Below are 26276 nucleotides of genomic sequence, written 5' to 3'. Positions count from 1 at the left end.
CGGTCCTCGTCAGTCCTTGAGCTTCTCGCCAGTCAGGCGTTCCAGCGCCTCGCGGTACTTGGCGCCGGTCTTTGCGATCACATCGGCCGGAAGCGCCGGTGCCGGCGGGGTCTTCTGCCAGCCCTCGACGGTTTCCAGGTAATCGCGCACGAACTGCTTGTCGAAGGACGGCGGCGAGATGCCGACCTGGTAGCTGTCGGCCGGCCAGAAGCGCGAAGAGTCTGCCGTCAGCACTTCATCCATCAGGTGCAGCACGCCGTTGTCATCCAGGCCGAATTCGAACTTGGTGTCGGCGATGATGATGCCGCGCGTGGCCGCATAGTCAGCGGCTTCCTTGTAGAGCTGGATGGCGACGTCGCGGATCTTGTGGGCCAGTTCGGTGCCGATGCGCTTTTCGGTTTCTTCGAAGCTGATGTTTTCGTCGTGTTCGCCCAGGTCGGCCTTGGCGGCCGGGGTGAAGATCGGCTGTTCCAGCTTGGAAGCCTGCTGCAGACCGGCCGGCAGCTGGATGCCGCAGATCGCACCGGTGGCCTGGTAATCCTTCCAGCCGGAACCGATGATGTAGCCGCGCACCACGGCTTCCACCAGGATGGGCTTCAAGCGCTTGGCCACCACGGCGCGTCCGCGCACCTGCTCCACTTCGGCCGGGCTCACCACGGACTCGGGATCGACGCCGGTCAGGTGATTGGGCACGATGTGGCCCAGCTTCTCGAACCAGAAATCGCTCATCTGGTTCAGGACCTTGCCCTTGCCGGGGATCGGTTCGTTCATGATGACATCGAAGGCCGAGAGGCGATCGGTGGTCACGATCAACAGCTTGTCGTCGCCGACGGCGTAGTTTTCGCGGACCTTGCCTGTGCCCAGCAGCGGCAGGGAAGTGATCGAGGATTTGTAGAGACTGCTCATGGTGGTCTTCTCGTAAAGTCAAAAACCGGAACCGCCATTTTCAGGGCGATTCCGGTCGGTGGGGCCTTGCGTCCGGCGTAGGCCGTTCAGCGGCTTGCGTGCTTACTGGACGATCTGTGCCAGTTCGCCGCTCTTGTACTTCTCGGCAATCTTTTCCAGCGAGACCGGCTTGATCTTGCCAGCCTGACCTTCGCAGCCGAAGGACAGGAAACGTGCCTTGCAGACCAGCTTGGCAGCTTCGCGGGCTGGCTTCAGGTAGTCGCGCGGGTCGAACTTGGACGGGTTCTCGAACAGGTAGCGGCGGATCGCACCGGTCATGGCCAGACGAATGTCGGTGTCGATGTTGATCTTGCGCACGCCGTGCTTGATGCCTTCCTGGATTTCTTCGACCGGCACGCCGTAGGTTTCCTTCATGTCACCGCCGAATTCGCGGATCTCGGCCAGCAGTTCCTGCGGCACCGACGAAGAACCGTGCATCACCAGGTGGGTGTTGGGGATGCGGGCGTGGATTTCCTTGATGCGATCGATCGCCAGGATGTCGCCGGTGGGCTTGCGCGAGAACTTGTAGGCGCCGTGCGAAGTACCGATGGCGATAGCCAGCGCGTCGCACTGGGTGGCCTTGACGAAGTCGGCCGCCTGGTTCACGTCGGTGAGCAGCTGTTCACGGGTCATGGTGCCGTCAGCACCGTGGCCGTCTTCCTTGTCGCCCTTCATGGTTTCCAGCGAACCCAGCACGCCCAGTTCGGCTTCGACCGTCACGCCGATGGCGTGCGAGAACTCGACCACCTTGCGCGAGACTTCGACGTTGTACTCGTAGCTGGCCACGGTCTTGCCGTCGGCTTCCAGCGAGCCATCCATCATCACGGAGGAGAAACCGGACTTGATGGCGGCCATGCAGACCGCCGGCGACTGGCCGTGATCCTGGTGCATCACCACGGGGATGTGCGGATAGGCTTCCACGGCCGCCGAGATCAGGTGGCGCAGGAAGGCTTCACCCGCGTACTTGCGGGCACCGGCGGAGGCTTGCATGATCACGGGCGCGCCGACTTCATTGGCGGCTTCCATGATGGCAGTGACCTGCTCCAGGTTGTTGACGTTGAACGCCGGCAGGCCGTAACCGTTTTCGGCGGCATGGTCCAGCAGTTGACGCATGGATACGAGAGGCATGATGAAAACTCCAGAACGATGAAAAATCAGTACTCGCCAACGCGCAGAATCTTCAGCGCATTGGTGCCGCCGACCTGGCCGATGGGCTCGCCCCAGGTCACGACGATCAGGTCACCCTTCTGCACCACGCCTTGCGCCAGCAGCAGATCCTGGGCGCCCTTCAACATGGCTTCGGTGTCGGGCGCCTGGGCCAGTTCCAGCGTATGCACGTTGCGGAACAGCGAAGCCTTGCGGCGCGTGGCGACATTGGGGGTGATCGCAAAGATCGGGATATCGATGTTGTGACGGCTCATCCACAGCGCCGTCGAACCGGATTCGGTGAGCGCGGCGATGGCCTTCACGCGCAGGTGGTGCGCGGTAAACAGCGCGCCATAGGCGATGGACTGGTCCACGCGGGTAAAGCGCAGGTTCAGGAAATCGGCGTCCAGCTGCACATTCTCGGAGCGCTCGGCTTCCAGGCAGATGGCCGACATGGCTTCCACGGTTTCCACCGGATACTTGCCGGAGGCGGTCTCGGCCGAGGTCATCACGGCATCGGTGCCATCCAGCACGGCGTTGGCCACGTCCGAGACTTCGGCGCGGGTCGGCACGGCGTTGACGATCATGGACTCCATCATCTGGGTCGCGGTGATGGTCAGCTTGTTGGAGGCGCGCGCCATCTTGATCATGCGCTTCTGCAACCCCGGCACGGCGGCATTGCCCACTTCCACGGCCAGGTCGCCACGGGCCACCATGATGCCGTCGGAGGCATCCAGGATTTCCTGCAGCAGCGGGATGGCTTCGGCGCGCTCGATCTTGGCGATCATCATCGGCTTGTGGCCGAAGGGCTCACCGGCCACGTTGGACAACTGGCGCGCCATTTCCATGTCGGTGGCGTTCTTGGGGAAGGACACGGCCACGTAATCGGCCTGGAAGCTCATGGCGGTCTTGATGTCGTCCATGTCCTTGGCGGTCAGCGCCGGTGCGGACAGGCCGCCGCCCTGGCGGTTGATGCCCTTGTTGTTGGACAGCTCGCCACCGATCTTGACCACGGTGTGGATCTCGTTGCCCATCACGCGTTCGACCTTCAGCACGATCAGGCCGTCATTCAACAGCAGCACGTCGTTGCCCTTCAGGTCACGCGGCAATGCCTTGTAGTCCAGACCCACGCGTTCCTGGTTGCCCATCTGGCAATCGGAATCGAGGATGAACTTGTCGCCGTTGGCCAGCATGATCTTGCCATTCTCGAACTTGCCCACGCGGATCTTGGGACCTTGCAGGTCGGCCATGATGGCGACCTTCTTGCCGCATTCGTCGGCCACTTCGCGCACCAGGGTGGCGCGGTCGATGTGGTCCTGCGGCTTGCCGTGGGAGAAATTGAGACGCACGACGTCAACGCCGGCGCGGATCATGCGGGTCAAAGTGTCACGGTCGCTGGAAGCGGGACCGATGGTGGCGACGATTTTTGTTGCTCTGGACATGAATACCTTCTGGTTGCGACTTGGTGATAGAAGCCCGCTGCCCGGCCCGATGCAGGGCCGATCAGGCGGAGAGCTTCCGCCCCGAACGCGCGTCTCGGACGCGTTCATCATTGGTGGTGCTACAGACTCAGAATTCGGATGGAACAGCCGGGCGCTGCGCCCGGCAACAGGGCGCAGCGCCGGTGACGCTTACTGCGCGCGTTGCAGCAGGATCTCGACAGCCGGCAGGGTCTTGCCTTCCAGGAATTCCAGGAAAGCGCCACCACCGGTGGAGATGTAGCCGACCTTGTCGGCAATGTTGTACTTGGCAATGGCGGCCAGGGTATCGCCGCCACCGGCGATCGAGAAGCCGGACGATGCCGCGATGGCCTTGGCCAGGGTTTCGGTGCCACGGCCGAACTGGTCGAACTCGAACACGCCCACCGGGCCGTTCCAGACGATGGTGCCGGCGCGGCCGAGCTGTTCAGCCAGGACGGCAGCGGTCTGGGGGCCGATGTCGAAGATCATGTCGTCGTCAGCCACATCGGCAGCCGCCTTCACGGTGGCTGCAGCGGTCGGGGAGAATTCCTTGCCCACCACGACGTCCGTGGGGATAGGTACCGAAGCGCCGCGCTTGGCCATCAACTCGATGATGGCCTTGGCGTCGTCCACCAGGTCCGGCTCGGCCAGGGACTTGCCGATCTTCAGGCCGGCCGCCAGCATGAAGGTATTGGCGATGCCGCCACCGACGATGAGGTTGTCGACCTTCTCGGCCAGGGTCTTCAGGATGGTCAGCTTGGTGGAGACTTTGGAACCGGCCACGATGGCCACCAGCGGACGGGCCGGCTGGTTCAGGGCCTTGCCCAGCGCATCCAGCTCAGCGGCCAGCAGCGGGCCGGCACAGGCGACGGGGGCAAACTTGGCCACGCCGTAGGTGGTGGCTTCGGCGCGGTGCGCGGTACCGAAGGCGTCATTGACGTAGATATCGCAGAGCTTGGCGATCTTTTGCGCCAGCTCGTCGCTGTTCTTCTTTTCGCCCTTGTTCAGACGGCAATTTTCCAGCAGCACGACCTGGCCGGGCTGCACGTCCACGCCATCGACCCAGTCGGCGACCAGCTTGACTTCACTTCCCAGCAGCTCGGAGAGGCGCTTGGCCACCGGGGCCAGCGAATCTTCGGGCTTGAACTCGCCTTCGGTCGGACGGCCCAGGTGGGAGGTCACCATCACTGCAGCGCCTGCCTGCTGGGCATCGCGAATGGCCGGGACCGAAGCGCGGATGCGGGTATCTTCGGTGATGTTGCCGGCATCATCCTGCGGGACGTTCAGATCGGCACGGATGAAGACGCGTTTGCCTTGCAATTGCTTGGCAGAAATCAAATCGCTCAGTCGGTTGAATTTCATAGGTAGGAATTCGAAGAAGGGGGCGAAAAACGCCGTATTTTACTCCAGCCTGACCCGCTCCTGACGGCTTTTTGGCAGCCTCAACAACATCCGGAGCGCATCCTGGCGCTCTGCGCGAAACTTCATAGCAACCAGCGCAGCAGTGTAAAGAGTGACATTCCTGCCACAATAGTTCCCAAAAGATGACGCGTTGCCGCAAAGAAAACGCCGGCACCGATGCCGGCCAGCAACTTCGGGTTGGCCAGGCTCATCTCGATGGCCCCGCCTGACGTCACCAGATCCGGGAAGATGATGGCCGCCATGGCCGCTGCCGGCGCGTAGCTCAAGGCATGCTTGACGCGCGGCGGCAGCTTGACCGCATGGCCAAACAGGAAGAATCCGCTGCGGGTCACCACCGTGGAGATGGTCAGCAGCACGATGGCGCCCCAGACATACCAGTCGCTCATGCCGTCGCCTCTGCATCGCCGTCACTGCCGCTGCCGGGCAGCAGCTTGTCGGCCAGCATCGCCGCCGCCATGCCCAGCACCATGGCCAGCAGCAGGCCCAGCCGGTACGGCAGGTCCAGCGCCAGCACCGCCACCGTGCCCGACACCACCACCCCGGCCAGGGCCGGCAGGCTGCTGGTCATGGGGATCATCACGGCGATCAGGGCCAGGGTGCCGGCAAAGCCGATATTCCAGCTTTCCGGAATCTGGCTGCCGAGGAGGATGCCGATGGTCGCGCCGAGCTGCCAAGCAACCCAGCCCGGACAGCAGATCGCCGCAAAATAACCGATCTTGCCGGCAGGTTGATGAAAAGTAGACGGAGGATAGCGCTGCGGAAAGAAGGCCATCGAGATATCGCCATTGAAGAAGCCGTACCAGACCCGGCGATACCAGGGCAGGTGTTCGAAATGCGGTGCCACGGCCGCCGAGAAGATCACGAAGCGCAGGTTGACGATCATGGCGGTGAAGAACACCACCAGCAGCGGCACTCCGGCCGCCAGCAGGGGCAGCGCCGCGAACTGGGCCGACCCGGCATAGACCAGCAAGCTCATGCCCAGCGACTGGTAGATCGTCAGCCCCGACTTGACCATGGCCATGCCCGAAACCATGCCCCAGGCCAGCACGGCGGGAATGGTCGAGGCACTGGCGCGCCAGCCTTCCTGGAAGGCTTCCTTCTCGATGCGGCGGGCAGCGTCAGGGTCGTGCGCGGGGGGATTGCTCCCGGCCCCTGATCGGTCCTCGCCTGTCTCCTTCTGCATTGGTCTTCCGTGGGCGATTGAAGAAGCGGCCGGCCGCAGAGGGTCGGCGCGCGTGATGGTGTGTGCATTTTCACTCAGGCCTTTCATTCTACAGATGAAAGTTTTTACTCGCGTGAATCCGCTAGAATGGTGCTCTTTGTTCAGTTCGATTTGTCAGAACGGAACAATCCATTTCGGGAAGTTTGCAATCACTGCACACAGGGAGACCACCATGTCCATGGCTGACCGCGACGGCAAGATCTGGAAGGACGGCGCGCTGATCGATTGGCGAGACGCCACCATTCACGTACTGACCCACACCCTGCACTACGGCATGGGTGTCTTCGAAGGCGTGCGCGCCTACAAGACCGCGGAAGGCACGGCCATTTTCCGCCTGAAGGAACATACCCAGCGCCTGTTCAACTCGGCCAAGATCTTCCAGATGGAAGTGCCGTTCGACCAGGCCACCCTGGCCGAGGCGCAGTGCCAGGTGGTGCGCGAGAACAAGCTGGAATCCTGCTACATCCGCCCGCTGATCTGGATCGGCTCGGAAAAGCTGGGCGTGTCCGCCAAGGGCAACCAGATCCACGTGGCCATCGCGGCCTGGCCGTGGGGGGCCTACCTGGGCGAAGACGGCATCAACAAGGGCATCCGCGTGAAGACCTCTTCCTTCACCCGCCACCATGTGAACGTCTCGCTGGTGCGCGCCAAGGCCAGCGGCTACTACATCAATTCCATCCTGGCCAATCAGGAAGCGCTGGCCGATGGCTACGACGAAGCGCTGCTGCTGGACACGGACGGTTATGTCTCCGAAGGTTCGGGTGAAAATGTCTTCATCGTCAAGAACGGCAAGATCTATACTCCCGACCTGGCCTCCTGCCTCGATGGCATCACCCGCGACGCCGTGCTGACCATGGCGCGCGACCTGGGCATCGAGGTCATCGAAAAACGCATCACCCGCGACGAGATGTATTGCGCCGATGAAGCTTTCTTCACCGGCACCGCCGCCGAGGTCACGCCGATCCGCGAACTGGATCGCCGCGTCATCGGCAACGGCGGCCGTGGCCCCATCACCGAGAAGCTGCAGACCCTGTTCTTCGACGTGGTCTCGGGGCGGGCACCACAGTACAAGCACTGGCTCACGCTGGTGTGAGGCGCGGGCGGATCAGCGCAGATTTTCACGTATCAACTTCAGTCAATTGCAAGCAACGGAGAACAAGATGAGCCAAGCTCAAGCATCGCAGGGCGTGATCCTGCTCGAAGGCAAGGACCTGCCGGCCCACTGCCCCAACCCCAGCATGTCGGCCTGGAACTCGCACCCGCGCGTGTTCCTGGAACTGGACGCGCACGGCGCGGCCAAATGTCCGTACTGCGGTACCCAGTACCAGCTCAAACCCGGTACCGTGGTCAAAGGCCACTAACATCGAGCTTTCGCACCAGACACGAGAGGGCCCACAAGGCCCTCTTTTCATCTGATCCGGAGATTGTCATGCCCCGCAACAAACTGATCCATGGTTCGCCCGATGAAATCGAAGCTGCCTACTACGACGCCCTGGCCCGTGCCGACCTGGACGCGCTGATGGACCTGTGGGCCGATGACGAGGAAATCGTCTGCATCCACCCCGGCGCACAACGCCTGGTCGGCCACGCAGATATCCGCGCCGTATGGGAAGACATCCTTTCCAACGGCGGCCTGCACATCCGCCCGCGCCAGTTGCACGCCACCCAGAACATGATGACCGCCGTGCACAGCGTGGTGGAAGACATCGACCACGGCGGCGACCCGCAGCAGGATGTGCACGTCATCGCCACCAACGTCTACCTCAAGACCGCCCTGGGCTGGCGCATGGTGATGCACCACGCCTCGGTCGCACCCGGCGCGGCACCGGTGGAACCGGTGATCAGCGGGGCCATGCTGCATTGACGGCGGCCTGATTTATCCACAGGCGCTTGCGCCATCCGATTCCGAGCAAGGCTGCACCATGCTTTACGTACCGCCCCGCTGGCTTCCCGGCGGCCATCTCCAGACCATCTATCCGTCCACCTTCCTGCCCAAGCCGAAGGTGGCGTTCCGGCGCGAGCGCTGGGAAGCGCCCGATGGCGACTTCATCGACATCGATTTCGTCGACGGCCAGCCGGGACGGCCGCTGCTGGTGCTGTTCCACGGGCTGGAAGGCTCTTCCGACAGCCACTACAGCCGCGCGCTCATGGCCGAGGTGCAGCGGCGTGGCTGGCATGGGGCGATTCCGCATTTTCGCGGCTGCTCGGGGGAGATCAACCTGGCGCCGCGCTTCTATCACTCGGGCGACACCGCCGAGCTGGACTGGATCATCCCCCGCCTCAAGCTGCGCCAGCAAGACCTGGCGGCCACGCACCTGTATGCCTGCGGCGTCTCGCTGGGTGCCAATGCCCTGCTGCGCTGGCTGGGCGAATCCCAGCACGAGGCCGAGATTGTCGACGCCGCCTGCGCGGTGTCGGCCCCGCTGGACCTGGCCGGGGGCGGTGCGGCGCTGGCCAGCGGCTTCAACCGGCTCTACACCTGGGTCTTCCTGCGCACCATGCGGCCCAAGTGCCTGGCCAAGCTGGACCAGTTCCCGGGCCTGTTCGACCGCGAGGCCCTGCTGTCGGCGCGCGATCTCTATGCCTTCGACAATGTGGTCACCGCGCCCCTGCACGGCTATCGCAATACCGACGATTATTGGGACCGCGCCAGCGCCAAGCACATCCTGCACGACATCAGCGTGCCCACGCTGGTATTGAATGCGCAGAACGATCCTTTCCTGCCGGCGCGCCACCTGCCGCGCTCGGCGGCACCGGAAGTGGTGCTGGAATATCCCGAACAGGGCGGCCATGTGGGCTTTGCCGCGGGTGGGCCGCCGGGCAGCCTGGCGTGGCTGCCGCAGCGGCTGCTGCATTTCCTGGAAGGCAAGGCGGAGAGCGCCTTCGTGGCGCACACGGAGCTGGCCCATGGATGAGATCGTCCGCCAGGCCATGGCCCGTTGGCCCAACGTGCCGTACTGCTTCGGCTGGCTGCGGCTGGATGCGCGCGGACAATGGCGCATGCGCGACGAACGGGCACAGCAACTGGAACTGCCCGGAGACCCCATCCGCCACCCTGCCCTGCTGGCCTTCATCGACCGCAACTACACCTGCGACGATAGCGGCTGCTGGTACTTCCAGAACGGGCCGCAGCGGGTATATGTGGATCTGGAGTGGGTGCCGCATATCCTGCGGACCCAGCCGGGCGCGGGTGCGCTTGTTCCCTCCCTCGTCCTGCATACCCAGGCCACGGTGGAGCATCTCGATGCCGCCTGGATGGATGAGAGCGGCCGACTCTACCTGCGCAGCGGCGAGATCATTGCCGGCGTCGATGACCGCGATCTGGCCACCTTGCTGCCCTGCCTGCATCACGCCGGGCAAGCAGATGAAGAGGCCCTGCTGCGCTGGCTGGAGGGCACTGAGGATTTGACACTTTCCTTCACCTGGAACGGGCAGGACCTGCCGCTGCAACGCATCGCCAGCGATCAACTGGAACAAACCTTCAGATTCGTCTGCAGCCCCCGTCCCGCCTGACTTTCCGGCGGGCAGGGGTCAGCGGTCTTTGAGCTCCTTCTGCTCATCCTTCCAGCGCGCCTTCCATTCGCGCTCGCGCGCATCGATCTGTGACTGGTCGTAGAAAGTCGCATCCGGTGCCTTGCGCGCAATCCCCAACTGATCGATGGCCGCCAGCAGGCTGCCGTTGAGTGCATAGGATTCGGCCAGCGCCAAATGCTGCAGGGCCTGCTTGCCCTGCGCGGCGTAGACCTTGGCCAGCAGCTGCTGCACCTGGGCATCCGAACGATACAGCTGCGCCTGGTCGCGCAGGTAGCCCACGGCCTGGTCGTAGCGGTTGGCGGCGATCAGGGCATCGGCGTACTGGCGCGCGACGCTGCGCGAGATCGGGTACTGCTGGCGCATGCTCTCCGCCACCTGCAGCGCCTGCTGGGTCTGCTTGCGGGCGATCTTGATGTCGATGTCGAGGCTGCCGAAGAAGATGCCGGTCTTCATCGGGATGGCCGCTTCCTGGGCCTCCTTCAATGCGGCCTCGGCCTGCTCGAAGCGGTTCTGGCGGTAGTAGGCGAAAGCCAGGCCATACTTGGCGGCGGCCGTCATCAGCTTGGTATTGCCTTTGGCCTGGTCGGTGAATTTGGCGACGTTGTCGCGCAGGCCCTGCACGCCGTCATTCTGCAAGACCTGGGTACGGGCGCGCGCCAGCTGGAATTCCGGGTTGTCCACGCGCTGCTTGTAGCGCTGGTCGCGGATGCGGGCCTGGATGTCGGCGATACGCTCGGTGGTCAGCGGGTGCGTCATCAGGTAAGGCGGCACGGCATCGCTGTAATTGCGCGAGGCCGTCTGCAAGCGGCCGAAGAAGGTCACCATGCCCGACGGATCGAAGCCGCCATCACGCATGATCTGCAGGCCGATGCGATCGGCCTCGCGTTCGGCATCGCGGCTGAAGTTGAGCTGGCGCTGCACGGCCAGGCCAGTGCCGCCCATCATGGTGGCCATGGCAGCATCGCCCCCGGCCTTGGACACCCCGGCCAGCGCACCCAGTACGATGGCCGCCAGCTGGATCATGGAATTCTGCTTCTGCTGGCCCAGCATGCGCGCAATGTGACGCTGCGCCACGTGGCCGATTTCGTGCGACATCACGCCGGCCAGTTCGGATTCCGACTGTGCCGCCAGCACCAGGCCGCTGTTGACCCCGATGAAGCCGCCCGGCAGCGCGAAAGCGTTCAGCATGGGATCGCGCACCATGAAGAACTGGAAATCGAAGCCAGCCTCGCCGCGTACCTCAGGATGAATGGAGACCAAGTTCTGGCCGAAATTGTTGAGGTATTCCGAGATCGGGCCATCGTCGACATAATCGCGGTCGGTGCGGATGTCGCGCATGATTTCTTCGCCCAGCTTGCGCTCCATCAGCGGCGACAGGCCTTCGCGTTCGGTATCGCCCAGGGTCGGCAGGCCTTGCGCCACGCCGGGATGCGGCAACAGCGTCAAGGGGGCGGCCGGCAGCAGCAGGAAGGTGGCGCTGAGCGCACGCATGAGCAGGCGGCGCAGGGGGCGGCGGGAAAGTTCAGGAACGGTTCGTTGCATGGACCCAGTCATCGATGGCAGACACATGGTGAAAGCAAGACAGCGGCAGCGGTGCAGGCGGTGCACAGCTCGGCGCTGGCGGCAAGCCGCAGGCTGCCTGCTATGATACCCGCTCCTTTCCCTTCATTTCATCATCAGCGAACCAGCATGAGCACATCCGGCGACTCCGCGCCCAACGGCGGCCTCACCCATTTCGACCAGGGCGGACAAGCGCACATGGTCGATGTCGGCGGCAAGAACGAGACCCATCGCGTGGCGCTGGCCACCGGCGTGATCCGCATGCAGCCGGCCACCTTGGCCATCATCGAATCGGGCACGGCCAAGAAGGGCGACGTGCTGGGCATCGCCCGCATCGCCGCCATCATGGCGGCCAAGCGCACGGGCGACCTGATTCCGCTGTGCCATCCGCTGGCCTTGACGCATGTGTCGGTGGAGTTCGAGACCGATGCGGCCAGTTCTTCCGTGCGCTGTACCGCGCGAGTGGAAACCTTCGGCAAGACCGGGGTGGAGATGGAAGCACTGACGGCCGTGCAGGTCGGGCTGCTGACCGTCTACGACATGAGCAAGGCGGTCGACAAGACCATGGTCATGACCGATATCTGCGTGACCGAAAAGCGCGGGGGCAAGAGCGACATCAGCATGGCGCGCCCTTGAAGCAGCACGCTGCAGCAAATTCGCTGTGGACAAGACAAATCAAAAATGACAAACGCGCCCGAGGGCGCGTTTTTTCATGCTGCATCCGCTGCTGCAAGCCCAGATCAGCCGCGGCAGTTGGCCGGTGCAAACTTGGCCGGCAGCGTACCGGCGACGAAGCCGGTATTGGCGGTAGCGCCTTCGGGCGTGGCGGCCTGCTTCACATCCTTGGCGGCGCATTGCCACTGGATGGTGCCGGAGGCGATGGTGGGGGTCAGCGTGAGCGTGCCGCCGTCGCCCACGCGCGGGCTGTAAGTGATGGTGATGACACCGCCCACGCCGCGCTTTTCCATCGGCGAGACTTCGATCTTGCTGACGTTGTCGGTCGGGGTGAAGGCCGGCAGGCCCAGTTGCGCCACGGTGAAGACGCCGTTGTTGGAGCTGATCTGCTCGGTCACGGCCAGCTTGTAGGGTTCGGCCAGGTTGAAGCCTTCCGAGACGCGCGCACGGGCGATGTAGTCCTGGTATTGCGAGGCGCCCAGCATCGCAAGAATGCCGACGATGGCCAGCGTGACCATCAGTTCGAGCAGGGTGAAGCCTTGTTGGGGGCGACGGGTGACGACGGGTTTCATGGGATCCTCGTAAAAATGAAAAGGGCGTTGCCAGTATCGGCAGCGCCGGTCATGCGTACCAGCGAAAAAATTGCAAAGCTATCAGGTTTGTCGTGCTGCGGCGCTGACCTGGCTCAAGCACGGCCGGGTATCGGGCGCCGCGGCACCGGTTCTGGTGTGCAGCGTGCCGGCCATCCCCATGGCCTGCACGCGCCTTTGCCGCTCAGGCGGCCGTTTTCTGGCGCTCCTGCTTCCTGCGCTTGAGCGTCAGGCCGGTCAGCACCACACCGAGCGCACCGACCAGGCCGGGCAAGCTCAGGTGCACCGCAGCGCCCGGCAACACGAATTCGGTGTCGCCAATGAAGCCCTCGATCCAGCCCTGTACCGCGACATCGCTGAAGATCATGCCACCGGCGATGTAGCCCAGCAAGGCTGCACCCAGGGTGACGATGACCGGGAATTTCTCCATCAGCTTCAACACCAGGGTACTGCCCCAGACGATGATGGGGATGCTGACCACGATGCCGAATACCACCAGCAGCAGCTGGTGCTCACCGGCCGCTTGCTCGGCGGCGCTGGCGATGGCGATCACGTTGTCCAGGCTCATCACCAGGTCCGCCACGATCACGGTCTTGACGGCGCCCCACAGGCGGTCGCTGCCGTTGATGTCGGTGTGCTCATCGTCTTCGTTGAGCAGCTTGATGCCAATCCACAGCAACAGGATGCCACCGATCAGCTTGAGGAATGGCAATTGCAGCATCGTCACGGCGAAGGCGATCAGGGCGATGCGGATACCGATCGCACCCACCGTGCCCCAGACGATGCCCTTCATGCGCAGCTTGTCGGGCAGATTGCGGCAGGCCAGGGCGATGACGATGGCATTGTCGCCACCGAGCAGGATATCGATCAGGATGATCTGCACCACGGCGACCCAGTTCAGGTTGGCCAGGAATTCCATGCATGTCCTCTTGGAAAAACAGCGCCTCGGATCGGGCGCATGGCTGGAAGACCGCGTTGTGCGCGGTTAGTGCCTCCCATCGGGACGGCTTGCCAGAAATGACATGGGGAGCCGGAGCTCCCCATGCTGGTCTTGCGGTACTGCTTTACTGCCGTGGCTGAGCGAGTCAGCCCGTGGTCAATTACAGCACCGACTTCAGCAGACGGCCCATTTCGGACGGGTTGCGGGTGACCTTGATGCCGCACTCTTCCATGATGGCCAGCTTGGCTTCAGCGGTGTCAGCACCACCGGAGATCAGGGCACCTGCGTGGCCCATGCGCTTGCCCGGGGGCGCGGTCACGCCGGCGATGAAGCCAACCACCGGCTTCTTCATGTTGTCCTTGATCCAGCGTGCAGCGTTGGCTTCGTCAGGACCACCGATTTCACCGATCATGATGACGGCGTCGGTGTCCGGATCGTCGTTGAAGGCCTTCATGACGTCGATGTGCTTCAGACCGTTGATCGGGTCGCCACCGATACCGACGGCGGAGGACTGGCCCAGGCCCAGGGCGGTCAGCTGGCCCACGGCTTCATAGGTCAGGGTGCCCGAGCGGGAAACCACGCCGATGCGGCCCTTCTTGTGGATGTGGCCGGGCATGATGCCGATCTTGATTTCGTCCGGGGTGATCAGGCCGGGGCAGTTCGGGCCCAGCAGCAGGGTCTTGGAACCGGCCTTGGCCATGCGGTCCTTCAGGGCCAGCATGTCACGCACGGGGATGCCTTCGGTGATGCAGATGGCCAGGTCCAGCTCGGCTTCGACGGCTTCCCAGATGGCAGCAGCAGCGCCGGCGGGCGGCACGTAGATCACGGAGACGGTGGCGCCGGTGGCGTTCTTGGCTTCGGTGACGTTGGCATAGATGGGGATGCCTTCGAAGTCTTCACCGGCCTTCTTCGGGTTCACGCCTGCGACGAAGGCATTCTTGCCATTCGCGTAGTCGCGGCACATGCGGGTGTGGAACTGGCCGGTCTTGCCGGTGATACCTTGGGTGATGACCTTGGTGTCTTTGTTGATGAGGATCGACATTTCTCTTCCTTGACTGTGATGCCTGCGCCGCGGGCGGCGCCTGGGCTGCAATCGCTTGCAGCCGGCGGCTCGCGCCGCGCAGGCTTGCGTGTTGGGTTACTTACTTGGCAGCTGCCACGACCTTTTGGGCGGCTTCTTCCATGGAGTCGGCCGAGATGATCGGCAGACCGGAATCGGCCAACAGCTTCTTGCCCAGGTCTTCGTTGGTGCCCTTCATGCGGACCACCAGGGGCACCTTCAGCGAGACGGCCTTGGAAGCCGCGATCACGCCTTCGGCGATCACGTCACAGCGCATGATGCCGCCGAAGATGTTGACCAGGATGGCCTTCAGTTCGGGGTTCTTCAGCATGATCTTGAAGGCTTCGGTGACCTTCTCGGTGGTGGCGCCGCCGCCCACGTCCAGGAAGTTGGCCGGCTCGCCGCCGAACAGCTTGATGGTGTCCATGGTGGCCATGGCCAGGCCGGCACCGTTGACCAGACAGCCGATGTTGCCGTCCAGGGAGATGTAGGCCAGGTCGAACTTGGAGGCTTCGACTTCAGCCGGATCTTCTTCGTCCAGGTCGCGGTAGGCGACGATTTCCGGGTGACGGAACAGGGCGTTGGAGTCGAAGTTGAACTTGGCGTCCAGGGCGATGACCTTGCCGTCGCCGGTCAGGATCAGGGGGTTGATTTCAGCCAGGGAAGCGTCGGTTTCCCAGTAAGCCTTGTACAGGCCTTGCAGGTTCTGGCGAGCAGCCGGGATCGATGCGGCAGGCACGCCGATCTTGGCAGCCACGTCGTCGGCTTGGGCGTCGGTCAGGCCATCGATCGGGTCGATGATGACGTTGTGGATCTTTTCCGGGTTGCTGTGGGCAACTTCTTCGATGTCCATGCCGCCTTCGCTGGAGGCCATCAGGACGACCTTCTGCGAGACGCGGTCGGTGACCAGGGAAACGTACAGTTCCTTCTTGATGTCCGCGCCTTCTTCGATCAGCAGGCGACGCACCTTCTGGCCTTCAGCGCCGGTCTGGTGGGTGATCAGCTGCATGCCCATGATCTGGTTGGCGTATTCCTTGACCTGCTCAATGGACTTGGCCACCTTCACGCCACCGCCCTTGCCGCGGCCGCCTGCATGGATCTGGGCCTTGACGACCCACACCGGGCCGCCGAGCTTCTGGGCAGCCGCTTCGACTTCGTCGACCGACATGCAAGGAATGCCGCGCGGCACGGTTACGCCGAACTGGCGCAGGATTTCTTTACCCTGATACTCATGGATTTTCATGGGAGCTTCCCTTTAGACACTGAATGAATGAAACTTGCCGGATTGAAATTCGGAAGCCGGCATTGAGCCGGCCGACCAGAAAGCAGACTGCAACCCGCAGGCGGGGGTCGCATCCGTTGCCGGATGGAGTCGGGCGCAGGCGTGAGCTGCGCGGGTTGCGAGTGAATTCGTCGAATTGGGCATATGCATGCCGTCTGCTTTAGTTGGTCTGATAGTCGAAACGCACCAGCTTGCGCCGAAGCGTTCGCATTATCCATTCCTGCTCCTGACGTGGGCCTTGCACCGTTGCGCCGTTTTAACAAACCGGCAACACGCGGTATCTCCTCAGGCTTGCGCGCCGCAGCAAAAACTTCCGAATTCTAGCACACGACAAACGGCCTGTTGGCCGGTAGCGCTAACACCGGGCGCAATGCGCAGGAATTACCATCGGGCAGGACAAGGCCGCACGCCGGTGGGAGTTTTCGAGGAAAACGCGGGAAAAATGTGCTTGGCCGGGCCGGCCCTGCTGGATGCAGCTTGGGTTCAGGCGGATTCTTCGTCGTCGGCCCAAGCGGTCTGGAAGGCTTCGCGGATGCTGCGATGGGAAAAACCGCGCTGCAGGAGGAAGCGCATCTGTTTGGCGCGGGTCTCGGCATCCTCGGGCGGTGCGGCGTACTTGCGGCGCAGCACCTGCGCGGCACGCTCGCCCTCCCCGGCGGCCAGATCGGCCTTCAGTTCGGCGATGGCTTCACCTTCAATGCCATGGCCGTGAAGTTCGGAGATGATGCGCTGATTGCCGTAGCGCGCCGAGCGGCGATGCACGAGCGATTCGGAAAAACGTTCCTGGGAAAGAAAACGGGACTGCTCCAGCCATTGCAGGAGCTCTTCGATGTCATCGCCCTCTTGCGCGTAAGGGGCAAGCTTACGCGCAAGTTCCTGGCGACTATGCTCACGTGAAGAGAGATATTTGAGCGCCCTTGCTTTCAGGCTGATCGGCGGTCTTGGCATGTTGCGAACTTGCTGTACTGCGGTATTGCCTCCCCCTGAGACCGCCAACACAGCACGGCACCAGCGAGATAAACAAGCCACCATCACGACACCCAGGGCTCAGGCAAACCCTGTCGCCGCGATGGCGCTTGAATCCTTTAAGCGCGGATTCAGGAAGCCTTGGCTTCCGCTTCGCCACCGGCCAGTTCCGGCACGCCCAGGGCGACACGGACCTTGTTCTCGATCTCGCGAGCCAGCTCCGGATGTTCCTTCAGGTAGTTACGGGCATTGTCCTTGCCCTGGCCGATGCGCTCGCCGTTGTAGCTGTACCAGGCACCGGACTTCTCGACCACCTTGTGTTCCGACCCCAGGTCCAGGATCTCGCCTTCGCGGGAAGTGCCTTCGCCATACAGGATGTCGAAGTGGGCTTCGCGGAACGGGGGCGCAACCTTGTTCTTGACGACCTTGACCTTGGTTTCGCTGCCGATGACTTCATCACCCGACTTGATCGAACCGGTACGGCGGATGTCCAGGCGCACGGAAGCGTAGAACTTCAGCGCGTTACCGCCGGTGGTGGTTTCCGGGTTGCCGAACATGACACCGATCTTCATGCGGATCTGGTTGATGAAGATCACGGTGGTGTTGGTGCGGTTGATGCTGCCGGTCAGCTTGCGCAGCGCCTGCGACATCAGGCGGGCTTGCAGGCCGGGCAGGGAATCGCCCATGTCGCCTTCGATTTCAGCCTTGGGGGTCAGCGCGGCCACGGAGTCGACCACGATCAGGTCCACCGCACCGGAGCGCACCAGGGCGTCGCAGATTTCCAGGGCTTGTTCGCCGGTGTCGGGCTGCGAGATCAGCAGGTCGTTCAGGTTCACGCCCAGCTTTTGCGCGTAGGTGACATCCAGCGCGTGCTCGGCGTCGATGAAGGCGCAGGTGCCGCCCAGCTTCTGCATTTCGGCAATCGATTGCAGGGTCAGGGTGGTCTTGCCCGAGGATTCCGGACCGTAGATTTCGATCACGCGGCCGCGCGGCAGGCCGCCGATGCCCAGCGCGATGTCCAGGCCCAGGGAGCCGGTGGACACGGACTGGATTTCCTCAGCGATGACGCCATCTTCCATGCGCATCACCGAGCCCTTGCCAAACTGCTTTTCAATCTGTGCCAACGCGGCGGCCAGCGCCTTGCTCTTTTCAGAGTTGTTCGCAGCTTTTTTGTCGTCCATAAATCTCTCTCGGCAAAATGTCGTGAAGACGGGTGTCAGGGGGAGTCTTGCTGATGTTGCTTGAATGTTGCTTGGATCTTGCTCGCGGTGGCTGGCCATCGCTGGCAGGCCGCGGGTGTTGCCCGGGGAGCAGTGGATGACCGCCCCGATAGAGCGATACTGTATAAAAAAACAGTGCTTAGTGCAAGCGTTTTTGTCGGCCCAAATTCCATCCGTGGGCGAAAACCACAATTATACGAGAGGCAGACCTTCCAAAAACTTCATAAATCGCAGAGGAATGATGCATGGAAGGAAAAAAAACGGCACACTCGCGAGTTGGGGGGAATAATTCGTCAGCAATGGCCAAATTGGTATCAATAGTCGTCATCTCGCACGATATTGCGCCGCGGCAATTATTCGGCCCACGGCATTCCGCAATCCCGAACAGATCGCCTTACAGATCGCCTTACAGATCGCTTTACAGACCGTTCTCATGAGTTTAGTGCCCTTCAGCCACATCAGCGCCCTGCGCTGCCTGGTCATCGACGACATGCCGACGATGCGCCAGAACATTCGCATGCACCTCGGGCAGCTCGGCGTGACCAAGGTCGACCAGGCTGCCACGCCCGATGAAGCCATCCGCTTCGTGCAGTCCGGCACCTATGACCTGATCATCTGCGACTACAACCTCAACAAGGAAAGCAACGGGCAGCAGCTGCTGGAGTTCTTCCGCACCCAGAACATGCTCTCGCCGACCTGCATGTTCATCATGGTGACGGCCGAGAGCGGCTACAACCTGGTGGCCAGCGCCGCCGAGTTCCAGCCCGACGCCTACATGTTGAAGCCGCTGACGGCCAGCCGCATCGCCGAACGCGTGGACCGCCTGCTGGAAAAGCAGCACGCCATGCTGCCGGTGACCGAGAAGATGAAGCGCAAGGACATCACCGGCGCCATCATCGAATGCGACAACGTGCTCAAGTCGGCGCCCAAGTGGATCGTCGAGATCATGAAGACCAAGGGCACGCTGCTGATCGAACAGCGCCGCATCGACGAGGCGCGCGAGGTCTACAAGCAGGCCCTGGCCATGCGCGACGACCTGGTATGGGCCAAGATCGGCCTGGCCCGCTGCAACATCGTGGCCGGCCAGATGGATGATGCGCGCGTGATCGTGCAAGACGTACTGGCGCAGAACAAGCAGTTCATCGCCGCCTACGACCTGATGGCGCAGATCGACGAAGCCCAGGGCAACCAGGAAGGCGCGCTGGAGGCGCTGACCAAGTCTTCCGAGATCATCCCCTCGGCGCGCCGCAGCCGCCTGGTGGGCGACGTGGCCTACCGCAGCGGCCATCTCGACCAGGCGCGCGAGGCTTATGACAAGGTGCTGAAGCACACCAAGGGTTCGCTCACCGCGCAACCGACCGACCTGCTCTCGCTGGCCCAGGTGCACATCGACAGCGGCGACCCGGATGCCGCGCTGCGTTTGCTGGAAAGCGCGCCGCGCCGCTACGAGGAATCCAACCTCTTCGTCTCCGCGCAGGCCGCCGTGCAGGCCCAGGCCTACGTCCAGCTGGGCGACACCATCTCGGCCCAGCAAGCCTTCGAGACGGCCCGCCAGGCGGCCGGCAAGGAAGCCTCGGACACCGCCACCCTGGCGCTGGCCAAGGCCGCCTTCTCGATGGGCAAGGATGAGGAAGGTGCCAAGCTGATCGCCGAGGCGGTCAAGTCCGACCACGAGAACAAGACCCTGCAGATGCTGGCGCGCAAGGTGCTGGCCGATACCGGCCGCGCCAACCTGGCCGAAGAGCTCATCGACGGTGCCGTCAAGCACTGCATGAGCATCATCGCCGAAGCCAATGCCCTCATGCGCAGCGCCAAGCCCGACGAGTCGCTGGCGCGGCTGGAAGAGGCGCTGGCCAGCATGCCGGAGAACACCGGCGTGCTGCTGGCGGCCGCCCAGCTGCATCTGCTGTGGATGAGCCAGCGCGGCTGGAACGAAGAATACGTCAAGCGCGTGCGCCGCTACCTGGCCACCCTGGACCGCCTGATTCCCGGCAACGATAGAGTCGCGAAGATGCACAAATTCCTGCGCGACACCCTGACCAAAGTAGCCCCGAAGAGCTGACCATGGATCCCAAGCTTGCCGCGATCATCATTCACGACATCAAAAACTCCCTGGGCGTGCTGGAGGGGGAATTGCGCCGCCTGTCCGACGACGTGCCGCGCGTGCAGCAGGCCCATGTCACCTGCCTGGCCCTGCAGGAAAAGCTGATCGCCTTCCTGACCCTCTACAAGGCCGATTCCCAGGGCCTGCGCGCGCAGGTCGAGGCGGTCTCGCCGCTGGACTTCCTCGATGCCCTGGTGCGCGAGCACGGCGTCTCCCGCAGCAACGACATCGCCCTGCAGGTGGACGAAACCGACATGCCGGTGATCGGCTTCTTCGATGAACACCTGGTGGCGCTGGCGCTGGAGGCGGCGCTGCAGAATGCCAGCCGCTTTGCTCGCTCGCAGATCGCGCTGGGCTGCCGCAAGCATCCGGAAGGCGGCGTGATCTTCACGGTGCGCGACGATGGCCCCGGCATCGGCACCCAGGAAAAGAAGCCGTCCACCGGATTGGGCATGGACCTGTGCAATGCCATTGCCACCGCCCACAACAAGGAGACCCGGCATGGCGAAGCGCGCCTGTCCAATCATCCGGATGGTGGTGCGCTGTTCGAACTGTGCCTGCCGTAAATCGATGAGGCGCGTACGGAGACGCATCTTCTCCGTGGCCTCATCGTCCTCCTCGTCCCCCTCTCTCTGCCTGGCCGGTCTGCCACTCCTGCAGAGGACTACATGACTGAAGGGCCGCATCCCGTCTCCTCTACACAACTGCATCTGTACATCTCTGCACCTCTGCATCTCTGCATCTCTGCATGAGGACATGACGGCCATCGGCCGCCATGGAATGCCCCCCGTTCGGGCCTGCGGCCACATGCGCCGCCCGCATATGCAAGCGCGAAAATAGTCGTTCTTCCGCCAGAGCTTCGTCCTTAGAGTGTCGGTTTGTCCCGCCTGTGCGGCCGGCCATGGCCGTGCTGCGCCACCTCGTGCGGGGCGATCCAACCAAGGGAGAACCCATTCATGCAACGCAGAGACTTCCTGCGCCTGGCCCCCGCCGCGCTCGGCGCTACCGTACTGGGCAGCGCGCCCCTGCTGGCGCGTGCCGCACAGCCGCCCAAGACCATCCGCCTGGACTATGCCTACTACTCGCCGCCCAGCCTGGTGCTGCGCAAGTTCGGCTGGCTGGAGGAAGACCTCAAGGCGCAAGGCACGGAAGTCAAATGGGTCCTCAGCGCCGGCAGCAACCGCGCGCTCGAATATCTCAACAGCGACAGCGTGGACTTCGGCAGCACCGCCGGCCTGGCCGCCCTGCTGGCACGGGCCAATGGCAATCCGGTCAAGGCGGTCTACATCTATTCGCGTCCGGAATGGACGGCGCTGGCGGTGGGCAAGGAGTCGACGGTGAAGTCCATCACCGAACTCAAGGGCAAGAAGATCGCCGCCACCAAGGGCACCGATCCGTATCTCTTCCTGCTGCGCGCACTGCATGAGAATGGCCTCAAGAAGAGCGACGTCGAAATCGTCCACCTGCAGCACGCCGATGGCCGCGCCGCACTGGAACAGGGGCGTGTGGCCGCGTGGGCCGGGCTCGATCCCCATCTGGCGGCCAGCGAACTGGAAGCCGGATCGCGCCTGATCTACCGCAACGTCAACTTCAACACCTACGGTTTCCTCAACGTCAGCGACACCTTCGCCGCCCGTCATCCGGACCAGGTCAAGCGCGTGCTCGCCGCCTATGAACGTGCGCGCACCTGGATCATCGCCCATCCCGACGAGACCGTGGCCCTGCTGTCGGAAGAGTCCAAGCTGTCGGCCCCGGTGGCGCGCCTGCAACTGAAGCGCAACGATTTTTCGCAGCCGCAGATCGGCCGCGAACACATCGAAGCGCTGCGCGCAGCCTCGCCCATCCTGCTGGAAGAAGACCTGGTCAAGAGCGGCACCGACCTGCCGCGCACCATCAATGCCTTGATCGATCCCAGCTATGCGCAGGGCGTGGTGAAGGCCTGAGGCCATGGCTGATCCCATCCCGCTTCCGGCCACGCTGCAGGCCACGCCCCAGCTGGACGGCGCCAAGCCGCCCGTGGCGCGCGCGGCCACCCCGCGCCGCCGGGGCTGGCCGCATGACGATGGCTATCGCCCGGGCCGCTTCACCGGCTGGATCCTGCCGTTGCTGTTCCTGCTGGCGGTAGAAGCCGGTGCGCGGCTGGATTGGATTCCTGCGCGCCTGCTGCCGCCGCCCAGCGAGCTGGCACACACCCTGTGGTCACTGGCGCAGCGCGGTGAATTGCTACCGCATATCGCTGCCAGTCTCGCCCGTGTGGCTTCCGGCTTCGTGATCGGCAGCGTGCTGGCGGTTGCCCTGGGGCTACTGGTCGGCATCAGCCGCCGCGCCGAAGCCCTGCTGGAACCCAGTTTCCAGGCGCTGCGCGCCATCCCGAGCCTGGCCTGGATTCCGCTCCTGCTGCTGTGGCTGGGCATCGATGAAACGCCGAAGGTGGTGTTGATTGCCATCGGTGCGTTTTTCCCGGTGTACCTGAATCTGGTGGCCGGCATTCGCGACATCGACCACAAGCTGATCGAAGTCGGCACCAGCTCCGGCCTCAGCACCGGCGAACTGATCCGCCACATCCTGCTGCCAGCCTCCCTGCCCTACCTGTTTGCCGGCCTGCGCGGGGGACTGAGCCTGGCGTGGATGTTCCTGGTGGCGGCCGAACTGATCGCTGCCACCAAGGGCGTGGGCTACCTGCTCTCGGATGGGCGCGAAAGCAGCCGGCCGGACCTGGTGCTGTCCGCGATCCTGATCCTGGCCCTGCTGGGCAAAGTCAGCGACAGCCTGTTGCGCGCCGTCGAACAGAAAAGCCTGGGCTGGCGCGACGCGCGCCGGCAATCCAGCCAGCAGAAATCCTGACCTACTTTTGAGCTTATCCATGTCCCTTCACGACCACGCATCCAACCGCCGCCGCTTCCTCAAGACCGGCGCGGCACTGGGTCTGGGCGCACTGGCGCCGGCCAGCGTGCTGGCCCAGAGCAACCAGGCCATCCGCATCGGCTACCAGAAATCCTCGACCCTGCTGACCATCCTGAAAGCCAATGGCACCCTGGAAAAACTGCTGGCACCGAGCGGGGCCAAGATCAGCTGGCATGAATTCGCCAGTGGCCTGCCGCTGCTGGAGGCGCTCAATGTGGGCGGCGTCGACCTGAGTGCCGACGTGGCCGATACCGTACCCGTGTTCGCCCAGGCTGCCGGCGCCAAACTGGCTTACATCGCGCAGGAATCGCCCTCGCCCGCCGCACAGGCCATCGTGGTGCGGGCCGATTCGCCACTGCGCACGGCCAGCGATCTCAAGGGCAAGAAGATCGCCGTGACCAAGGCGGCCGGCGTGCATTACCTGCTGATCGCCACGCTGGAAAAAGCCGGATTGAAATTCAGCGATGTGCAGCCCGCCTACCTGTCGCCGGCGGATGGCCGCGCCGCCTTCGAACGCGGCAGCGTCGACGCCTGGGTCACCTGGGATCCCTTCCTGGCGGGCGTGCAGCGGCAGTCGCAGGTGCGCATCCTCTCCGACGGACGCGGCGTAGCCGATTACCAACGCTACTACCTGGCCTCGGCCAGCTTCGCGCAGGCACGTCCCGAGGTCTTGCGGGTGGTGTTCGATGAACTGAAGAAGACCGGCCTCTGGGTCAAGCAACAGCCGCGCGAGGCAGCCGCGTTCCTGGCCCCGCTCTGGGGACTGGATGCGGATACCATCGAACTGGCCAACAGCCGCCGCAGCTACGAGGTACGTGCGGTCAAGCGCGAGGCGTTGGGCGAGCAGCAACGCATCGCCGATACCTTCTTCGCCGCCGGCCTGTTGCCCAAGAAGGTCGACACGGCCGACGTCGCCATCTGGGCCGCCGACAAGGTGGCATGAGCATGGATGGACTGGACCAGATCACGCTGGTATTGCTGGTCATCCTGGTGGTGGTGGCGCTGCTGTTTCCCTTGTCGGACGGACGTCTTCCCCGACGCGACCGGGATCGGGAGCGCCCCGGCACTGCGCCGGACGAGCAATCTCAAAAGCGCCGCTGATGCGGTGCTTTTTTTATGGGACGCTGCGATACGAAGGAAAAGGCCGGAACAGGAAAGATGATGCCCGCCACCTGGGCGGCTCCAGACCGAAATGAAGAAAACTTCAGGCGTGGAATGCAAAACAAAGCGAACAAAAAAAACCGCCGGCAAAAGCCGGCGGTAAAACGGACTGGCGACGCTCATCCACTAACCGCCGCCTTCCGCGCCAAACTGATACTTGCTACATGAACGTTCTTGCCAATTTGTCCGGGCCGGTGACTCAGCCCTGGACCGGGTCGAGCTGCTGGATACCTGCCAGCACCCAGCCGCCCTGGCCGGCAGCCGGCTTGGACAGGTTCCAGATCTCGGCGAACTGGGCCGGCGAGGCGGTCGGATCTTCCTTGATGAAGCCGAAGAACTTCACGCTGGCCAGGTAATCATTGCCCACGGTTTCCACGCCCAGCACTTCCGCATCCAGCGAGACCACGTCGGTCTGGTTGGCAGCGGCACCGCGTTCCTGGATCTGCAGGCGCAGCTCGGCAAACATCTCGGGCGTCGTGAATTCGCGGATGTCGTTGATGTCAGCCTTGTCCCATGCCGCTTGCAGGCGGATGAAGTAGGTCTTGGCATTGCGCACGAAGCCCACGGTGTCGAAACCGGCCGGGATACCGTAGGCAGGCGCTGCCTCGGCATTGCCGAAACCACCACCGAAACCGCTCTGGGTGGTCGAGGCGGCGGACTGGTCGGTCTTCAGCATGGAACCGATCTGCGGCGTGGACGATGCGTTGTCAGCCGCTTGCGGTGCAGCGCTGGCCCAGGCCGGAGCCGGTTGCGCGGACTGTGCCGATTCCGACTTGCGGCGGAACATGCGGATCACGAACATGATCGCCAGGGCAATCAGGGCCACGGTCAGGATGGTGCTGATCATGCTGGCCAGTGCGCCACCCAGGCCGAAGTGCGACAGCAGCGCGCCCAGGCCCAGGCCCAGCAAGGCGCCACCCAGCAGGCCCTTCCACATGCTCGGCTTGGCGGCGGCTGCAGCCGGAGCGGCAGCAGGCGCGGCCGGCTTGGCAGCGGCGGCCTGGTTCTGCTGCATCGGGGCAGGGCTCTGCGCCTGACGGCTGGCGCTGGAAGACTGTTTGCCGATCGAACCGCCACCGCCAAGACGCTTGGCTTCGACGGCCGACATGCCAACAGACAGCGTCATGACCGCCACTATCAGCGCGACAAATGCTTTTTTCATGCTATCTCCTAAAGGATTCTGATGATGTGATGCGGTCACATCGGCCGTAATTCGGAATCACTGGAACAGGTGTGCCCTGGAGGATCAGCACCGGCGCGGGCAGGCCGACGCTGGCCGCGCACGCGCAGGGTCCTGCTGTCGCACGGCGCGAAGCCTCAATCCATCAGGGGCAGTTCAGCGGGCGCAGCAAAACCTGTCGCGCGTGGCGACGGGATCAGGCCCGGGGAGGACGTCCTGCGCGGGGCAGGAACGGGGGTTGCAGGGCGGCATCGCTACGCAGAGCGGGCGCCAGGCGGGAAGTTTGCGGCACCATGGCCAGGGATTGCATCAGCACGGGCTCGTCACCGATACCGGCGTGCGTGGAGAAATCTTCACCGCTGTCGGCGTAACCGGTGCTGTCGTCATCGCTGCCGGCGGCATCGGCCACCAGGGCGTGCGACTGGTCATCACTGAGTGAAGCGGCCTGGTCGGACAGGGAAACGGTCTTGGACACCAGATGCTGGGTCGCCACGGCGGCTTGCACCGGGGCCGGGACTGCGAAGTCGGTTGCGGCCATCGAGCTGGCGTACGTCAGCACCGCTGCAAATACTTGCACCGGGAGCAGACAGATCAGCAGCAGGACCCACAAACGTTTCATCAGATTTTCCAGCGGTTTTCCAGAAATGGATGCGAGAAATTATATCAACAAAAATTGCGCTGCCAGCAAGTAAATCTTGCTGACGCCTCCTACTATAAGGCCTAAGCTTCAGACTTCAATGCCCCAATCTGAATTGTTACACTTCAAACCCGCGACCTGACCTGTCTCAAGGACAGCGCTCATCAGGCAATCCCTGATTTGCATTGGGGGTTGAATTAGTGGAATATGAATGAAAAGGTATCACAATAATTCAACCATCCGAGACAATTCAGCCGGCCTAGCCTCG

The 26276-nt window shown here is 63.3% G+C and carries 27 protein-coding genes; 12 read left to right on the top strand and 15 right to left on the bottom strand.

Annotated features, from left to right (window positions below; all coding sequences use genetic code 11):
* Window positions 1-9 precede the first annotated feature (9 nt).
* The 6 genes from J2X56_RS21125 to J2X56_RS21100 all read right to left on the bottom strand — a co-directional run bounded on the left by J2X56_RS21125 (window position 10) and on the right by J2X56_RS21100 (window position 6156).
* Window positions 10-906, bottom strand: coding sequence for a phosphoribosylaminoimidazolesuccinocarboxamide synthase (locus J2X56_RS21125; protein WP_310162340.1), 897 nt, complete (start codon window positions 904-906; stop codon window positions 10-12).
* A 102-nt stretch (window positions 907-1008) separates the two neighbouring features.
* Window positions 1009-2073 (bottom strand): class II fructose-bisphosphate aldolase, encoded by a 1065-nt coding sequence (fba, locus tag J2X56_RS21120; protein ID WP_006461735.1) that lies wholly within the window; start codon window positions 2071-2073, stop codon window positions 1009-1011.
* A 26-nt stretch (window positions 2074-2099) separates the two neighbouring features.
* On the bottom strand, window positions 2100-3533 hold the full coding sequence (gene pyk / locus J2X56_RS21115) for a pyruvate kinase (protein WP_034331813.1): 1434 nt from the start codon (window positions 3531-3533) through the stop codon (window positions 2100-2102).
* A gap of 189 nt (window positions 3534-3722) precedes the next feature.
* Window positions 3723-4913, bottom strand: a complete 1191-nt coding sequence (locus J2X56_RS21110; protein WP_034331814.1) for a phosphoglycerate kinase — start codon at window positions 4911-4913, stop codon at window positions 3723-3725.
* A gap of 122 nt (window positions 4914-5035) precedes the next feature.
* Entirely contained in the window at window positions 5036-5359 is a 324-nt protein-coding gene (locus tag J2X56_RS21105; protein WP_039789151.1) for an AzlD domain-containing protein, read from the bottom strand.
* Window positions 5356-6156 carry an AzlC family ABC transporter permease gene (locus J2X56_RS21100; protein ID WP_310162333.1) on the bottom strand — a complete coding sequence of 267 codons (801 nt, stop codon included), beginning with the start codon at window positions 6154-6156 and terminating at the stop codon, window positions 5356-5358. Before J2X56_RS21100 ends, J2X56_RS21105 begins: the two co-directional genes overlap by 4 nt.
* 211 nt (window positions 6157-6367) lie before the next feature.
* On the opposite strand from J2X56_RS21100, the gene J2X56_RS21095 reads away from it, so the two are divergent.
* From J2X56_RS21095 to J2X56_RS21075, 5 genes are all read left to right on the top strand, one after another.
* Window positions 6368-7288 carry a branched-chain amino acid transaminase gene (locus J2X56_RS21095; RefSeq protein WP_121043031.1) on the top strand — a complete coding sequence of 307 codons (921 nt, stop codon included), beginning with the start codon at window positions 6368-6370 and terminating at the stop codon, window positions 7286-7288.
* 67 nt (window positions 7289-7355) lie between these two features.
* Complete coding sequence (locus J2X56_RS21090; protein WP_008325571.1) at window positions 7356-7556, top strand: zinc-finger domain-containing protein; 201 nt, start codon at window positions 7356-7358, stop codon at window positions 7554-7556.
* A 68-nt stretch (window positions 7557-7624) separates the two neighbouring features.
* A complete protein-coding gene (locus tag J2X56_RS21085; protein ID WP_121043029.1) occupies window positions 7625-8059 on the top strand; it encodes a nuclear transport factor 2 family protein in 435 nt (144 codons plus the stop codon).
* Between the two features lie 58 nt (window positions 8060-8117).
* Entirely contained in the window at window positions 8118-9110 is a 993-nt protein-coding gene (locus tag J2X56_RS21080; protein WP_310162328.1) for an alpha/beta fold hydrolase, read from the top strand.
* Window positions 9103-9708 carry a DUF2946 family protein gene (locus tag J2X56_RS21075; protein ID WP_209568044.1) on the top strand — a complete coding sequence of 202 codons (606 nt, stop codon included), beginning with the start codon at window positions 9103-9105 and terminating at the stop codon, window positions 9706-9708. Before J2X56_RS21080 ends, J2X56_RS21075 begins: the two co-directional genes overlap by 8 nt.
* An 18-nt stretch (window positions 9709-9726) precedes the next feature.
* Here J2X56_RS21075 and J2X56_RS21070 read toward each other — a convergent pair whose 3' ends face one another.
* The gene (locus J2X56_RS21070; protein ID WP_134135467.1) at window positions 9727-11271 is read right to left on the bottom strand and encodes a M48 family metalloprotease; all 1545 of its coding nucleotides are present in this window, start codon (window positions 11269-11271) and stop codon (window positions 9727-9729) included.
* Between the two features lie 147 nt (window positions 11272-11418).
* Between J2X56_RS21070 and moaC the strand changes: the two genes are divergently transcribed.
* Window positions 11419-11925 (top strand): cyclic pyranopterin monophosphate synthase MoaC, encoded by a 507-nt coding sequence (gene moaC / locus J2X56_RS21065; RefSeq protein WP_121043022.1) that lies wholly within the window; start codon window positions 11419-11421, stop codon window positions 11923-11925.
* Between the two features lie 104 nt (window positions 11926-12029).
* Here the strand turns inward: moaC and J2X56_RS21060 are convergent, their stop codons facing one another.
* The 6 genes from J2X56_RS21060 to recA form a co-directional block, all read right to left on the bottom strand.
* A complete protein-coding gene (locus J2X56_RS21060) occupies window positions 12030-12536 on the bottom strand; it encodes a pilin (protein ID WP_121043020.1) in 507 nt (168 codons plus the stop codon).
* A gap of 202 nt (window positions 12537-12738) precedes the next feature.
* On the bottom strand, window positions 12739-13473 hold the full coding sequence (locus J2X56_RS21055; RefSeq protein ID WP_121043018.1) for a TerC family protein: 735 nt from the start codon (window positions 13471-13473) through the stop codon (window positions 12739-12741).
* Window positions 13474-13654: 181 nt separating this feature from the next.
* Complete coding sequence (gene sucD / locus J2X56_RS21050; protein WP_013232695.1) at window positions 13655-14536, bottom strand: succinate--CoA ligase subunit alpha; 882 nt, start codon at window positions 14534-14536, stop codon at window positions 13655-13657.
* Between the two features lie 100 nt (window positions 14537-14636).
* Window positions 14637-15797, bottom strand: coding sequence for an ADP-forming succinate--CoA ligase subunit beta (sucC, locus tag J2X56_RS21045; RefSeq protein ID WP_121043016.1), 1161 nt, complete (start codon window positions 15795-15797; stop codon window positions 14637-14639).
* A 522-nt stretch (window positions 15798-16319) separates the two neighbouring features.
* Complete coding sequence (gene recX, locus J2X56_RS21040; protein ID WP_310162381.1) at window positions 16320-16784, bottom strand: recombination regulator RecX; 465 nt, start codon at window positions 16782-16784, stop codon at window positions 16320-16322.
* Between the two features lie 149 nt (window positions 16785-16933).
* Complete coding sequence (recA, locus tag J2X56_RS21035; protein WP_034341268.1) at window positions 16934-17983, bottom strand: recombinase RecA; 1050 nt, start codon at window positions 17981-17983, stop codon at window positions 16934-16936.
* 472 nt (window positions 17984-18455) lie between these two features.
* Here recA and J2X56_RS21030 point away from each other — a divergent pair, with 472 nt between their 5' ends.
* The 6 genes from J2X56_RS21030 (at window position 18456) to J2X56_RS21005 (ending at window position 24131) form a co-directional block, all read left to right on the top strand.
* Window positions 18456-20084, top strand: a complete 1629-nt coding sequence (locus J2X56_RS21030) for a response regulator (RefSeq protein WP_121043012.1) — start codon at window positions 18456-18458, stop codon at window positions 20082-20084.
* 2 nt (window positions 20085-20086) lie between these two features.
* Window positions 20087-20692, top strand: coding sequence for a sensor histidine kinase KdpD (locus J2X56_RS21025; RefSeq protein ID WP_039789179.1), 606 nt, complete (start codon window positions 20087-20089; stop codon window positions 20690-20692).
* Window positions 20693-21082: 390 nt separating this feature from the next.
* Window positions 21083-22069, top strand: a complete 987-nt coding sequence (locus J2X56_RS21020) for an aliphatic sulfonate ABC transporter substrate-binding protein (protein ID WP_121043010.1) — start codon at window positions 21083-21085, stop codon at window positions 22067-22069.
* A 4-nt stretch (window positions 22070-22073) separates the two neighbouring features.
* Window positions 22074-22970, top strand: a complete 897-nt coding sequence (locus tag J2X56_RS21015; RefSeq protein WP_134135469.1) for an ABC transporter permease — start codon at window positions 22074-22076, stop codon at window positions 22968-22970.
* A 19-nt stretch (window positions 22971-22989) separates the two neighbouring features.
* Window positions 22990-23973, top strand: a complete 984-nt coding sequence (locus tag J2X56_RS21010; RefSeq protein WP_121043006.1) for an aliphatic sulfonate ABC transporter substrate-binding protein — start codon at window positions 22990-22992, stop codon at window positions 23971-23973.
* On the top strand, window positions 23970-24131 hold the full coding sequence (locus J2X56_RS21005; RefSeq protein ID WP_310162313.1) for a hypothetical protein: 162 nt from the start codon (window positions 23970-23972) through the stop codon (window positions 24129-24131). The genes J2X56_RS21010 and J2X56_RS21005 overlap by 4 nt, the downstream gene beginning before the upstream one ends.
* A gap of 259 nt (window positions 24132-24390) precedes the next feature.
* Here J2X56_RS21005 and J2X56_RS21000 read toward each other — a convergent pair whose 3' ends face one another.
* Complete coding sequence (locus J2X56_RS21000; RefSeq protein WP_134135473.1) at window positions 24391-25353, bottom strand: Tim44 domain-containing protein; 963 nt, start codon at window positions 25351-25353, stop codon at window positions 24391-24393.
* A 214-nt stretch (window positions 25354-25567) separates the two neighbouring features.
* On the bottom strand, window positions 25568-25990 hold the full coding sequence (locus J2X56_RS20995; RefSeq protein WP_121043002.1) for a hypothetical protein: 423 nt from the start codon (window positions 25988-25990) through the stop codon (window positions 25568-25570).
* Between the last annotated feature and the right edge of the window lie 286 nt (window positions 25991-26276).

This window comes from Herbaspirillum sp. 1173 (assembly GCF_031455335.1).
GTDB lineage: Bacteria > Pseudomonadota > Gammaproteobacteria > Burkholderiales > Burkholderiaceae_D > Herbaspirillum > Herbaspirillum huttiense.
The sequence above is the reverse complement of the archived record's forward strand: the minus strand, read 5'-3'. Positions and strand labels throughout refer to the sequence as shown.